Origin of the sequence: Sulfuritalea sp. (genome assembly GCF_031426875.1) — a bacterium.
Lineage (GTDB): Bacteria > Pseudomonadota > Gammaproteobacteria > Burkholderiales > Rhodocyclaceae > Sulfuritalea.
Genome location: NZ_JASJPC010000008.1, coordinates 30,619 through 43,638 on the forward strand (window position 1 = coordinate 30,619; position 13,020 = coordinate 43,638).

The following is a 13,020-nucleotide window of genomic DNA, read 5'->3' on the forward strand; positions in this document are numbered from 1 at the left end:
CCTTGGACCTTACACGCGGGGGCCGCACTGCAACTCTGTAAGCTTTCGTACTACCGCCCGACCAAGCTGCAAGACCGAAGACAAACAAGTTTAGTGTCGGCACATCTGCCCAGGGAGATTAAATGTCATTGCGCAAACTGCTTGCCCTTGCTGTCGTCACCATCGTCGTGGCCTTGTATTTCGTGCTCGATCTGGGCCGTTACTTCAGCCTCGATACGCTGAAGGCCCAGCAGGCGGCGATCGAAAACTACCGTCAGGCGAATCCCTGGCTGGCCGCCGGAATTTTCTTCGCCATCTATGTGGCGGTCACGGCCCTCTCGCTGCCCGGCGCGACGGTGATGACCCTGGCCGGCGGCGCGGTCTTCGGCCTGCTCTGGGGCACCGTACTGGTCTCCTTCGCCTCCAGCCTCGGCGCCACGCTGGCCTTCCTTGCCGCGCGCTTCCTGCTGCGCGACTGGGTGGCCGCGCGCTTCGGCCAGCGCCTGCAGGCGATCGACGCCGGCATCCGGCGCGAGGGCGGCTTCTATCTCTTCACGCTGCGCCTGGTGCCGGTGTTTCCCTTCTTCGTGATCAACCTGCTGATGGGCCTGACGCCGATGCGCACGGCGACCTTCTACTGGGTCAGCCAGCTCGGCATGCTGGCCGGCACCCTGGTGTATGTGAATGCCGGCACCCAGTTGGCCGGCATCGCCAGCCTCTCCGGCATCCTCTCGCCGGGGCTGATCGCCTCCTTCGCCCTGCTCGGCATCTTCCCGCTGATCGCGAAGAAAATCGTCGACACCGTCAAGGCGCGCAAGGTGTATGCGCGCTGGACCAAACCAGCGAAGTTCGATCGCAACCTCATCGTCATCGGCGGCGGCAGCGCCGGGCTGGTCACGGCCTACATCGCCGCCGCGGTGAAAGCCAAGGTGACGCTGATCGAAAAACACAAGCTGGGCGGCGACTGCCTCAACACCGGCTGCGTGCCGTCCAAGGCGCTGATCCGCTCGGCGAAGTTCCTCTCGCACCTGTCGCGCGCCGAAGAGTTCGGTTTTCACTCAGTGACCAACATGCGCGCCAGCGCCAACTTTTCATTCGCCGAGGTCATGGAGCGCGTACAGCGCGTGATTCGCCAGGTCGAGCCGCACGATTCCGCCGAGCGTTACAGCGGCCTCGGGGTCGACGTGGTCGAGGGCTCGGCGAAAATCGTTTCGCCCTGGGAAGTCGAAGTCACGCGCCAGGACGGCACCACCCAGACGCTCAGCACGCGCAGCATCGTCATCGCCGCCGGGGCGCGGCCCTTCGTGCCGCCGATTCCCGGCATCGAGGAAGTGGCTTATCTCACCTCCGACACGGTGTGGGCCCTGCGCGAATTGCCCAAGCGGCTGGTGGTGCTAGGCGGCGGGCCGATCGGTTGCGAACTGACGCAGGCCTTCGCCCGCTTCGGCAGCCAGGTCACGCAAGTGGAAATGTTGCCGCGACTGATGACCCGCGAAGACGTGGAAGTCTCCGATCTGGTCGCCGCGCGCTTCCGCGCCGAAGGCATAGACGTGCTGCTGAACCACAAGGCCAAGCAATTCGTCGTCGAGCACGGCGAGAAGGTATTGATCGCCGAGCACCATGATGGCAACGGCGGCCGCGAAGTGCGCATCCCCTTCGATGCCGTGCTGGTCGCGGTGGGCCGCGTCGCCAACCTCAAGGGCTACGGCCTGGAAGAGATCGGCGTCAGCACCGGCCGCACGGTGGACACCAACGACTTCCTGCAGACCAATTACCCGAACATCTACGCCGCGGGCGACGTCGCCGGCCCCTACCAGTTCACCCACACCGCTGCACATCAGGCCTGGTATGCGGCAGTCAATGCGCTGTTCGATCCCCTCAAAAAGTTCAAGGCCGACTACTCGGTGATTCCCTGGGCCACCTTCGTCGAGCCCGAAGTGGCACGCGTCGGCTTGAACGAACTGGAGGCGAAAGAGAAAGGCATCGCCATTGAGGTCAGCCGCTACGACATCGACGACCTCGACCGGGCGATTGCCGACAGCGAGGCGCACGGCTTCGTCAAGGTGCTGACGGTGCCGGGCAAGGATCGCATCCTCGGCGTCACCATCGTCGGCGAACATGCCGGCGACCTGATCGCCGAGTACGTGCTGGCGATGAAGCACGGCATCGGCCTCAACCAGATACTCGGCACCATCCACATCTACCCGACCATGGCGGAAGCCAACAAGTATGTCGCCGGGGTATGGAAGAAGGCCCATGCGCCGCAGGCGCTGCTGGAATGGGTGGGCCGCTTCCATGCCTGGCGGCGCGGAGCCTGACGGTGCCGCTGCGCCCCCTCCTGCTCGTCATGGCCCTGCTGTTTCCCTTCATGGCGCAGGCCTTCGATCATACCCACGCCGCCTGGCAGGGCCTGCTGACGAAGTACGTCAAGCCGCTTGTCGGCGACAATGCCAGCGCCGTCGACTACGCCGCGCTGAAAGCCGAACGGACGGCGCTGACGGCCTATCTCGCCGGTCTCACGGCAGTCGGCGAAGCCGAGTATGCCAAGTGGAACAAGCCGCAGCGCCTGGCTTTCCTGATCAACGCCTACAACGCCTGGACCGTCGAACTGGTCCTGACGAAGTATCCCGGCATCGAATCGATCAAGGATCTCGGTTCGCTGTTCCAGTCGCCGTGGAAGAAGAAGTTCTTCAGCCTGCTCGGCCAGGAGCGCAGCCTCGACGACATCGAGCACGGCATGATCCGCGCGCCCGGCGCTTTCGACGATCCGCGCATCCACGCCGCCGTGGTCTGCGCCTCGATCGGCTGCCCCATGCTGCGCGCCGAAGCCTTCGTCGCCGAGCGCCTCGACGCCCAGCTCGACGACGGCCTGCGGCGCTTCCTCGGCGATGCCACGCGCAACCGTTTCGATGCCGCCTCGGGCCGCCTGCTGGTGTCGAAAATCTTCGACTGGTACGGCAAGGATTTCGAGCAGGGGCATCGGGGCTACGACTCGCTGAAGACCACCTTCGCCCGTCACGCCGAGCAACTGGCGACCGCACCCGAGGCGCGCGCCCGCCTGCGCAAGGGCGATTACCGCGTCGACTTCCTCGACTACGACTGGCGGCTCAACGACCTGAAGCGGGCGCTGCGCTGACATCATGGGCGGCGACGCGCTCAACGCCACCGCACCACGCGGACGCCGCCGATGAACCGGGCATCGAACTGGCTGGGCGGCTGGCTGGCGCGCTGGTTGAGCAGGCAGGTGCATGTCTGCAGTTCCTCGCCGGCGACCGACATGAAGCTCCTGGCCGACGCGCTGCAGCCGGGCGATGTGCTGCTGGTCGAGGGCAGCAGCCGCATCAGCACGGCAATCAAGTACCTGACCCAATCCACCTGGTCGCACGCCGCGCTGTACGTCGGCGATGCCTTGGGGCGCCGCGACAAGGAGGGGGCGCCCTTGTGCTTCGTCGAAGCCGATATCGTCGAAGGCGTGCGCGCCGTCGGCCTCTCGGTGTTTGCCGGTTTGCATTGCCGGATCTGCCGGCCGGTCGGGCTGACGGATGAAGACCTCCGCCGCCTCATCGAAAATGCGCGTGCCCGGATTGGCCATCTGTACGACCTGAGGAATGTCATCGATCTGGTCCGTTACCTGATTCCGACGCCGCCGGTACCGTTGCGCTGGCGGCGCCGCATGCTGGCGCTGGGCAGCGGCGAGCCAACCCGGGCCATCTGCTCGACGCTGATCGCGCAGTGCTTCCAGTCGGTGCGCTACCCGATCCTGCCGCTTGTCTCCAGCCGCTCCATCGATAGCCCGGAATGTCCCGGCTGTCGCGCCGAGGTGCTCAGGATTCGCCACCACAGCCTGTTCGTGCCGCGGGATTTCGACGTTTCGCCCTACTTCGCGGTGGTCAAACCGACGCTCGCGGCGGGCTTCGACTATCGCCTTGCGCAGTGGGCAGGGGGGGCCGAGCGGGCCGAGGCCGATAGTGCAGTCGCGGAAGGCCGGAGATGAGGAGCGCGTTCTATGCCTTCCTCGCGCTGCTGCCCCTGCCGGTGTTTTCCGCCGCGGTCTGGGTCGGCGACTTCACCTCGCCCGATGGAACGATTCCGCCGCCGTGGCGCATCGAGCGGCCGAACCCGGAAGTGCCGCCCACGAACTATCGCACCCGGCTGTGGGAAGGCGTGCATGCCGTCGAGGCCCATGCCGTTAGGAGCATGGCGCTCCTGGCGCGGCCGGTGACGATCGACCTGGCGCGCACGCCCATCCTCTGCTGGCGCTGGCGTATCGATGCCCCGCTGCAGTCCGCCGACATGACGCAGAAATCCGGCGACGATTACGCGGCGCGGGTTTACCTGAGTTTCGCGGTGACGCCCGAGCGGCTCGGTCTCGGCACGCGCATGGGCCTGGCGCTGGCGCGCAGCATCCACGGCGACCAAGTCCCGGATGCCGCCCTGAACTACATCTGGGACAACCGCCATGCCGTCGGCACCTGGCAGCCGAATGCCTACACCGAGCGTGCGCGCATGCTGGTGCTGCGCTCCGGCAGCGCATCCGCCGGGCGCTGGGTGGCGGAACGCCGTGACGTCAGCGCCGACTTTCAAGCCGCCTTCGGCCATGCACCCCTGACGCTGACCGGCGTCGCCATCGCCACTGATACCGACAACACCGGCGAGGAAGCGCGTGCGGGCTTTGCCGATTTCCGCTTCGTCGCGTCGGCGGACGATTGCGCGCCGGTGTAAGGCTCGGGGCTTTCTCCCGACTGCCCCATACAAGCACCCTGATCGAGGACGTCATCGATGAACAGCAAACGTATCCAGAATTTCTGGCTGGCCACGCAGGATCAGAAGCTGCGCAGCCAGCTGCGGGCGGCCCTGACTTCCCAGGGGCTGACGCCGCTCGACATCAAGCCGGAGCAACTGTTCCCGTCGGCTGCCGGCCCTGCCGGCGTCGCGCCCGAGCCCCGCAGCGTGCTGCTGCTCGACCTGGCGGCCGAGGCGATCGCGCCCTACCGTGCGGCCGAGGCGATCCGCCTGGTCCGGGCCTTGCCCTGGCGGCCGCGGGTGCTGGCGATTGCCGGCACGGAACGGAGCGTCTGGGCCAATCAAGCGGCCTGGGCCAAAGGTCTGAGCGGCGACACCCTGCTGCCGCGACCGGCGAATTCGGTCACTGCCTTCCTCGCCCTATTGCTGAAGGAGCTGGAACTTGGCGAAGCCGACGTGCGGCGCCTCGACACGCACCTGCGCGTGATGCTGAACGCCGGCGAGGACAAGGCGCCGGAAGCAATGGTCCGCCACCTGACCGGCGGGTCCGCGCAAGACCTCGCGGCGGCGCTGCTGGCCGGCGGCAATGTCGCCGATCGCCGCTACCACCTGAAGAAATACCCCGAGTGCATGGTCGGCGAGGATGCAGTCGGCTGGATGTGCAAGCGCTATGACGTCAGTCGCGAGGATGCCGTGCGGCTCGGCGAGGCGCTGCTGCGGACCGGGCACCTGCATCACGTGGTCAAGGAACAGCCGTTTGCCGACGCGGAATTTTTCTATCGGGTTGCAACGCAGGGTCGCTTCGACGCGATCCCGCTCGACGCCGCCACCGCCTTCCTGCGCGGCGCCAAGGGACTGGTGGCCGACCGCGCCTGGCACGGCGTCAACTTCCCGCAATGCATGGTCGGTTCCGCGAGCGTGGACGCCCTCGCCGCGCAGTTCCGCCTGACGCGCGCCGAGGCCACGGTGCTCGGCCAGAGCCTGCTCGACCTGGGGCTGCTGCGCCACGTTGCCGACGAGCATCCGTTTGTCGATGCCAACCTGTTCTACGAGCTGCAGCCCGAGCCGCAGGTGGCGGCAGCGGTCGCAGGAATCCGCTCGTGAATCGCCGCGTCGGCGTGACTATCCTGGCCCGGGCGTCGATGCCATTCGCGTGCGCAACCGGTCGGTCAATGTCAGCGCGCCGGAGGAGGACGAGGCCGAACTCGACGAAACATTTGCAGCCCCGTTCAAGACCGACGTCATGTTGAGTTGCAAGGAAGCCGCCCAACGCATGTCCGAGGCCCAGGATCGCAATTTGAGCCTGTCCGAAAAGCTTCAGCTGAAAATGCATCTGGCCATGTGCGGCGGCTGCAGCAATTTCGGCAAGCAGCTGGACTTTCTGCGCTCGGCATGCAAACGCTATACCGAAAAACCTGTGCAGGACGAGAACAGCAATGCTCGTGACAACCCGCCTTGACCGTCCAGGCCGCAGCCACATGCCCGGCGCCATGCGGCAGGCCGGCCGCTTCCTCGCCGCCCTGCTGGTTGCGGCAAGCCTGCCGGCGGGTTCGGTGCACGCCGTCGACGGCGTGGAGCAACGCTATCCCGATGTGATTGCCGCGAGCGTTCAAGCCAGGGATGCCGAGACCTTCGACTTCGATGTCACGGTATCGTCGCCTTACGATACGCCGCAACGCTACGCGGACGGCTTTCGGGTCGCAGGCAAGGATGGAGCGGTCTACGGCGAGCGCAAATTGCTGCATGACCATGCTGCCGAGCAACCCTTTACGCGCGATCTCCATGGCGTCCGGATCCCGCGGCACATTCGCAGCGTCGTGCTGCAGGCGCGCGACCAGAAGTTCGGCTACGGCGGCAGGGCGCTGGAGCTGATTCTGCCGGGGCGCTAGGCAAAACTGTCCGCTGGTGATTTGCGGGGCGCGATCCGGTGCGCCATAGAACAGGCCGGCGAATGAATAAACTTGAAAAATCGATTCCCCCTGATGCAAACCTTGGTTAAAGTCCCTGCTGCCACCTGGGGCAATCGTGCCCTGTCGACCCGTCGCCTCGATGGGTTACTGTCAGAAAGAGGTCTGTAATGAGCTTACGCAGGGAACTCATTTTCGTACTCACCGTTCTGGTAATCGCCACGCTGGTGGCCAACGGGTTCAGCTTCTACGTGGTTTCCAGTCTCGGCGAAGCCGCACAGAAGGTCGATGCGGGTCTTGCCACCCGTGCCGCCGATGCGCGGCTTTGGATGGGCGTGGTCACCGTGCTTGCCTCGATTTGCGGATTTGCCGCCTTCCTGATGCTGGTGCGAATGCTGCTGCGCCTGCTGGGCGGCGAACCGCAGTACGCGGCTGGCGTGGTGCGGCGCATCTCGGAGGGAGACCTGGCCTTCAAGATCGAAGTCGGCGCCGACGGCAGCCTGCTGGGTGGAATTGCCGCCATGCAGGCCAGCCTGCACGAGATGGCGAGCCAAATCCGGATGGCGGCGGACCGGCTCAACGGCGGCGCCGACCGCATGCGCGCGACCACCGGCAGCATCAGCCGCGGCAACGATCAGCAGTGCGCCACGGTGATCGAGACGACAGCCACCATAGGCAACGCCGAGGGCATCGTGCGCCGCGTCGCCGACAGCGCCGCGGAGGTCCGCGAGTTGTCCGCGGCGAGCATGAGCCGCATGCGGGAGGGCAACGAAAGCCTGTCTCGCCTGATTGGCGAAATCGACAGCGTGGAAAGTTCCGTGGATGAGATCTCCCGCACCGCCGACGCCTTCATCGACAGTACCCTGGCCATCGCGGGGATGACCCAGGAGGTCCGCGAGATAGCCGACCAGACCAATTTGCTGGCCCTGAATGCAGCCATCGAGGCCGCGCGAGCGGGCGAACAGGGACGCGGCTTCGCGGTGGTCGCCGACGAGGTGCGCAAGCTTGCCGAAAAATCGGCGCAGACGGCAACCGAGATCAACAAGGTGACCGCCGCCCTGAAAGACAAGTCGGCCATCGTCGAGCGCGCCATCGAACACGGCAGGGACGCGCTGCGCTCCTCGCAGGCGCATCTGGAGAAGGTGGCGGAAGGCCTCAGCGAAGCCAACCAGGCGGCGCAGCGCACCACCCAGGGCATGGAAGAAATCTCATCCTCGGTCATCGAGCAGACCGCGGCCAGCACGGAGATCGGCAACAATGTCGAACGCATCGCCCGCGTCGCGCGGGAACTCAGCGTGCCGATCGGCCATGCCGAGCAGGAGGGATTGCAGCTGCAGGCGCTGGCGGCCGAACTGAACGGGATGCTGAACCGCTTCAAGTTGTAGCCGGGGCCGCGCCGGCCCTCCGCCGGCGCCAGTGGCCAGTTCCTCGCCGGCGGCAGGCGGACATTGACGTGGAGCGGCGCGGTCACCCATCCCCGGCATCGGACCGGTGATCCCGCGACCGGCGATGCTGCCGGATCGTTGAGATCGCAAGTAAGATTGCCGAACTTCAATATTGCAGAAAGAGCCCCAATGAGCGTCCTGATCCTCGGCCTGGCGCTGTTCCTCGGCGCCCATTCGGTGCGCATCTTCGCCGGCGGCTGGCGCGATGCCCAGCTCGCGCGGCTCGGCGAGGCGCGCTGGAAAGGCCTGTTCTCGCTGCTCTCCGCCACCGGCCTGGGCCTGATCGTCTGGGGCTATGCCATGGCGCGCGGCGGGGCGCCGATACTGTGGACCAGCCCGTCCTGGACGCGGCACCTGGCCGCCCTGCTGACGCTGCCGGCCTTCGTTCTGCTGGTCGCCGCCTATCTGCCGCGCAGCCACATCCAGGCGGCAATCGGCCACCCGATGGTGGCCGGGGTCAAGCTGTGGGCGCTGGCACATCTGCTGGCCAACGGCGGCCTGGCCGACCTCGTGCTGTTCGGCGCCTTCCTGGCCTGGGCGGTCGCCGATTTCACCTCGGCGCGGCGGCGCGACCGCCTTGCGGGACGCACTTATCCGGTCTGCTGCTGGACGCGCGACGCCAGCGTGACCGCGATCGGCCTGCTGGCCTGGACGCTGTTCGCGCTTTGGGGCCACGCCTGGCTGATCGGCGTCAAACCCTTCGGCATCTAGTGTGGCGCTTGCGAAATAATGGTTCCACTTGTAGGGCGGACTTTAGTCCGCCATGGCCGGCTGAAGCCGGCCCTACAGTGGTTCAACATCTCCGAGGCAGACCTCTAGGCGTCGAAAGCCTCGCCGGTGGCGAAGAATCGGCCGCCGGCCTGGTAGTGGATGCTGCGCCGTGCCGCGTCCGCAAACTGCCAGCGTCCATTGGCGAAGGCTTCCGGGTCGGCCCAGGCGGCAACTACTTCACCGAGAAACAGGTCGTAAGTCTGCTGGATGTGCGGCTCGGCAATAACGCGGCATTCGAGCCAGGCCAGGCAGCCCTCGATCAGCGGCGCGCCGACGACGCTGGCCGCCGTAGCGCCAACGGCAACTCTCGAAAACTTGTCGATCTCGCGCCCCGATTGCGTGCCGACCGCCAGCGTCATGGCGGCCTGCTGCCTTGCGGGCACGTTGAGCACGAACTCGCCCGAGGCCTCGACCAGCTCGCGCGTCAGCGTGGCTTTGTCGATCACCACGGCGACCTTGGGCGGATCGAAATCCAGCGCCATGTTCCAGGCCGCGGCCATGACGTTGCGCCTGCCGCCGTGCGCGCTGGAGACCAGCACGGTCGGCCCGTGGTTGAGCAGCAGATAAGCCTTGGGCAGCGGTACGGCGACGCGACCAGTCATATTGCATTCTCCGCGGCGGCGCGGCGTGCGGCGAAATCGACGAACCACTGCAGGCTGGCGGGATTGGCCATGGCGTCGGGATTGGCGATCTTGTCCAGGGCATGGCCGAGCAGCAGTTTCTTCACCGGCAGCTCCATCTTCTTGCCCGACAGCGTGCGCGGAATCTCGGCGATGTGGAAGATCTCGTTGGGCACGTGTCGCGCCGACAGCGCGACCTTGATGCGCTCCTTCAGCGTGGCTACGAGCTGCGGCGTCAGTTCATGGCCGGGGCGCAGCACGACGAACAGCGGCATGTAGGATTCGCGGCCGAGGAATTCGAGATCGACCACCAGGCTGTCGAGTATCTCGGGCAATTCCTCGACGGCACGGTAAAGCTCGCTGGTGCCCATGCGGATGCCATGGCGGTTGATGGTCGCATCCGAGCGTCCGTAGATGATCGCGCCGCCGCGCGGCGTGATGCGCAGCCAGTCGCCGTGGCGCCAGATGCCCGGGTACATGTCGAAGTAGCTCTCACGGTAACGGCGGTCTTCCGCGTCGTTCCAGAAGCGCAGCGGCATCGAGGGCATCGGTGCGCTGCAGACCAGCTCGCCGACCTCGTCGATCAGCGGCCGGCCGGCTTCGTCCCAGGCCTCGACCCGGGCGCCGAGGCAGCGGCATTGCATCTCGCCCAGATACACCGGCAGCGTCGGCACGCCGCCGACGAAGCAGCCGGCGAAATCGGTGCCGCCCGAAATCGCGTTGAGCCAGAGGTCGCGGCGCACATGGTCGTAGATCCACTGGTAGCCCTCGGGCGGCAGCGGCGAGCCGGTGGAGCCGACCGCGAGCAGGCGCGACAGGTCGGCCACATCGTTGGGTTCGACATGGGCCTTGAGGCAGGACAGGAAGAAGGCCGCGCCGGCGCCGAAGAAGGTCACGCCGGTTTCGCCGACGAAACGCCACAGCGCATTCCAGTCCGGCCAGCCCGGGTTGCCGTCGTAGATGCAGATGGTGCTACCCATCAGGAGGCCCGTCATCTGGCAGTTCCACATGATCCAGCCGCTGCTGGAAAACCAGTGGAAGCGGTCTTCGGGGCCGAGGTCGAGATGGAAGGCGCCGAGCTTGACGTGCTCGACGACGATGCCGCCGTGGCAATGTACGATGGGTTTCGGCAGGCCCGTGGTGCCCGAGGAATACACCACCCACAGCGGATGGTCGAAGGGCACGTATTCCACCTGCAAGGGCGCATTGCCGGCCGTGGCGGCATTCCAGTCGATGCACTGGGCGAAGTCGGCGGCGTCGGCCGCCGAGCCGAGGCTGGGCAGCAGCACCATGTGGTCTATGCTCGGCAGTTCTGCCAGCAGTTCGTGGATCAGCTCGCGCCGGTCATAGGCCTTGCCGCCGTAGCGGTAGCCATCGACTGCGATCAGCACCTTGGGCGCGATCTGGCGGAAGCGGTCGAGCACGGCGATGCGCCCCATGTCGGGCGAACAGGCCGACCAGATCGCGCCGATGCTGGCCACCGCCAGAAAGGCGACGACGGTTTCGGGAATGTTGGGCAGGTAGGCGACGACGCGGTCGCCGCGCGCCACGCCCATGCCGCGCAAGCTGGCCGCCAGGGCGCCGACCTGGCGCTGCAGTTCGGCCCAGCCCAGCTCGCGCTGCTCGCCTGCCTCGTTGCGCGCGACGATGGCCGGGCGCAGCACCGTGGCATGGCGGAAGACCTGGTCGACGTAGTTCATCGTGACGCCGGGAAACCATTGCGCGCCGGGCATCCGCGCATCGGTCAGCACCGCCGTGCGCGGCGTTGCGGCGGGAATCGCGAAGTAATCCCAGACCGCACCCCAGAAGCCTTCGAGATCTTCCACCGACCAGCGCCAGAGCGCATCATAGTCGGCGAAACGCATCCCGCGCTCGGCCGCGAGCCAGTCGGTGAAGGCGGTCAGCTTGGCCGCGCGTATGGTGGCGGCCGATGGCTGCCAGGCCGGATTTCCCATGGCTGTTTTTCCCCTCGTTTTTCGACTGATTCTATATGTCCCGGCGCGAGCCAGGGACGGTATCCAGGTGATCTGTCCCGGGCGGCAGCCGGGGACGCTATCCAGGCGATAAGATAGGCTCATGCTCAAAGTATTTCTCTCCCTGGCCTGTTGGTGGACCCTGCATGCCGTCGCCGGCGACTTGCCCGCCCCCGTGGCGCAGGCGCTCGGCGGCGCCGGCATACCCGTGGCGGCAACCGCGGTCTGGGTCAGGGAAGTGGACGCCGCCCGGCCGCGCCTGGCGGTGAATGCCCGTGCGAGCCTGAACCCGGCGTCGACCATGAAGCTGCTCACCACCTTCGCCGCGCTCGACCTGCTGGGGCCGGCCTATGTCTGGAAGACCGAGGCCTTTGCCAACGGCATACAGAGCGGGGAAGTGCTGAACGGCGACCTGCACCTGAAGGGCGGCGGCGACCCGAAACTCACCTATGACCAGTTCGCGCGGCTGTTGCGCCAGATTCGGGCGCGCGGCATCCGCGAGATTCGCGGCGATCTGGTGCTCGATCGCAGCGCCTTCGCCATCGACGCGAGCGACCCGGCCCGCTTCGACGCGCAACCGCTGCGGCCCTATAACGTCGCGCCCGATGCCCTGCTGCTGAATTTCAAGTCGGTCAGGCTGCAACTGATTCCCGATCCGGCGCAGAGAACCTTGACGATCGCCATGGAGCCGACGCCGGCCAATCTCCATCTGATCAACAAGCTCGTACTGGGCAACGGCAACGGCTGCGGCGAATGGCGCGAACGCCTGCGCGCGGATGTCTTCAGCCATGGCCCGAGCACGCGGCTGGTGCTGACCGGCGTCTATCCACAAATTTGCGGCGAGCAGCGCTGGAACATCGCCGTGCAGGAACATCCGCAATTCGTGCTCGGCGTGTTTCAGCAATTGTGGGCCGAACTCGGCGGCAGCCTCGCCGGCGGCGTGCGCGAGGGCCCGGTGCCGGCCGAGGCGCGCGCGGTCGGCGTGCTGCCATCGGCAACTCTTGGCGAAGTGGTGCGCGACATCAACAAGTATTCCAACAACGTGATGGCGCGCCAGTTGTTCCTGACCCTGGGCATGGAGGCCGGGCGCCGCCCGGCCGGCGCCGCCGATGCCGAAGTCGCGCTGCGCGCCTGGCTCGATGCACGCGGCCTGGCGCTGCCCGAACTGGTGCTGGAAAACGGCGCCGGCCTGTCGCGCCAGGAACGGATTTCGGCTGAGGGCCTCGGCCGTGTGCTGCAGGCCGCCTGGCGCAGCTCGGTGATGCCCGAGCTGATGGCCTCGCTACCGGTCACCGCGACCGACGGCACGATGAAAAAGCGCCTCAAGCAAAACGGCGTCGCCGGCCAGGCGCACATCAAGACCGGTTCGCTGGAAGGCGTGCGCAGCCTCGCCGGCTACGTGCTGGACCGGACCGGGCGGCGCTGGATCGTGGTCTTCTTCGTCAATCACGCCAATGCCGGGGGCGCCCAGGCGGCGCAGGACGCCCTGCTGCAATGGGTATATGAAAGCGGCGGGGCATGAGCGCCCTGCACGGCCGCCCGAAGGGGCGCCATCCATCACAAGGAGCCGCGCAGCGGCGAA

At 66.6% G+C, this 13,020-nt stretch carries 12 protein-coding genes; 10 read left to right on the plus strand and 2 right to left on the minus strand.

All coding sequences use genetic code 11. The features are described from left to right. Positions 1-122 precede the first annotated feature (122 nt). The 9 genes from RMO95_RS03695 (at position 123) to RMO95_RS03735 (ending at position 8,785) form a co-directional block, all read left to right on the plus strand. Complete coding sequence (locus tag RMO95_RS03695) at positions 123-2,297, plus strand: FAD-dependent oxidoreductase (RefSeq protein ID WP_310449242.1); 2,175 nt, start codon at positions 123-125, stop codon at positions 2,295-2,297. Between the two features lie 2 nt (positions 2,298-2,299). Further along, on the plus strand, positions 2,300-3,115 hold the full coding sequence (locus RMO95_RS03700) for a DUF547 domain-containing protein (RefSeq protein ID WP_310449243.1): 816 nt from the start codon (positions 2,300-2,302) through the stop codon (positions 3,113-3,115). Between the two features lie 51 nt (positions 3,116-3,166). Further along, positions 3,167-3,973, plus strand: coding sequence for a YiiX/YebB-like N1pC/P60 family cysteine hydrolase (locus RMO95_RS03705; protein ID WP_310449244.1), 807 nt, complete (start codon positions 3,167-3,169; stop codon positions 3,971-3,973). Beyond that, a complete protein-coding gene (locus tag RMO95_RS03710; protein WP_310449245.1) occupies positions 3,970-4,701 on the plus strand; it encodes a DUF3047 domain-containing protein in 732 nt (243 codons plus the stop codon). Before RMO95_RS03705 ends, RMO95_RS03710 begins: the two co-directional genes overlap by 4 nt. 57 nt (positions 4,702-4,758) lie before the next feature. Further along, entirely contained in the window at positions 4,759-5,826 is a 1,068-nt protein-coding gene (locus RMO95_RS03715; protein WP_310449246.1) for a hypothetical protein, read from the plus strand. 49 nt (positions 5,827-5,875) lie between these two features. Further along, entirely contained in the window at positions 5,876-6,181 is a 306-nt protein-coding gene (locus RMO95_RS03720) for a zf-HC2 domain-containing protein (RefSeq protein ID WP_310449247.1), read from the plus strand. A 19-nt stretch (positions 6,182-6,200) separates the two neighbouring features. After that, positions 6,201-6,611: a hypothetical protein gene (locus RMO95_RS03725; protein ID WP_310449248.1), complete on the plus strand. Its 411-nt coding sequence runs from the start codon at positions 6,201-6,203 to the stop codon at positions 6,609-6,611. Between the two features lie 188 nt (positions 6,612-6,799). Continuing rightward, positions 6,800-8,014, plus strand: a complete 1,215-nt coding sequence (locus tag RMO95_RS03730; RefSeq protein WP_310449249.1) for a methyl-accepting chemotaxis protein — start codon at positions 6,800-6,802, stop codon at positions 8,012-8,014. Between the two features lie 189 nt (positions 8,015-8,203). Further along, entirely contained in the window at positions 8,204-8,785 is a 582-nt protein-coding gene (locus tag RMO95_RS03735) for an NnrU family protein (RefSeq protein ID WP_310449250.1), read from the plus strand. A 104-nt stretch (positions 8,786-8,889) separates the two neighbouring features. Here RMO95_RS03735 and RMO95_RS03740 read toward each other — a convergent pair whose 3' ends face one another. Together RMO95_RS03740 and RMO95_RS03745 are read right to left on the minus strand one after the other, a co-directional pair. Further along, positions 8,890-9,447, minus strand: coding sequence for a flavin reductase family protein (locus RMO95_RS03740; protein WP_310449251.1), 558 nt, complete (start codon positions 9,445-9,447; stop codon positions 8,890-8,892). Beyond that, positions 9,444-11,420 carry an acetoacetate--CoA ligase gene (locus RMO95_RS03745; protein WP_310449252.1) on the minus strand — a complete coding sequence of 659 codons (1,977 nt, stop codon included), beginning with the start codon at positions 11,418-11,420 and terminating at the stop codon, positions 9,444-9,446. Before RMO95_RS03745 ends, RMO95_RS03740 begins: the two co-directional genes overlap by 4 nt. 121 nt (positions 11,421-11,541) lie before the next feature. Here RMO95_RS03745 and dacB point away from each other — a divergent pair, with 121 nt between their 5' ends. After that, the gene (gene dacB / locus RMO95_RS03750) at positions 11,542-12,960 is read left to right on the plus strand and encodes a D-alanyl-D-alanine carboxypeptidase/D-alanyl-D-alanine-endopeptidase (protein WP_310449253.1); all 1,419 of its coding nucleotides are present in this window, start codon (positions 11,542-11,544) and stop codon (positions 12,958-12,960) included. Positions 12,961-13,020: the final 60 nt, after the last annotated feature.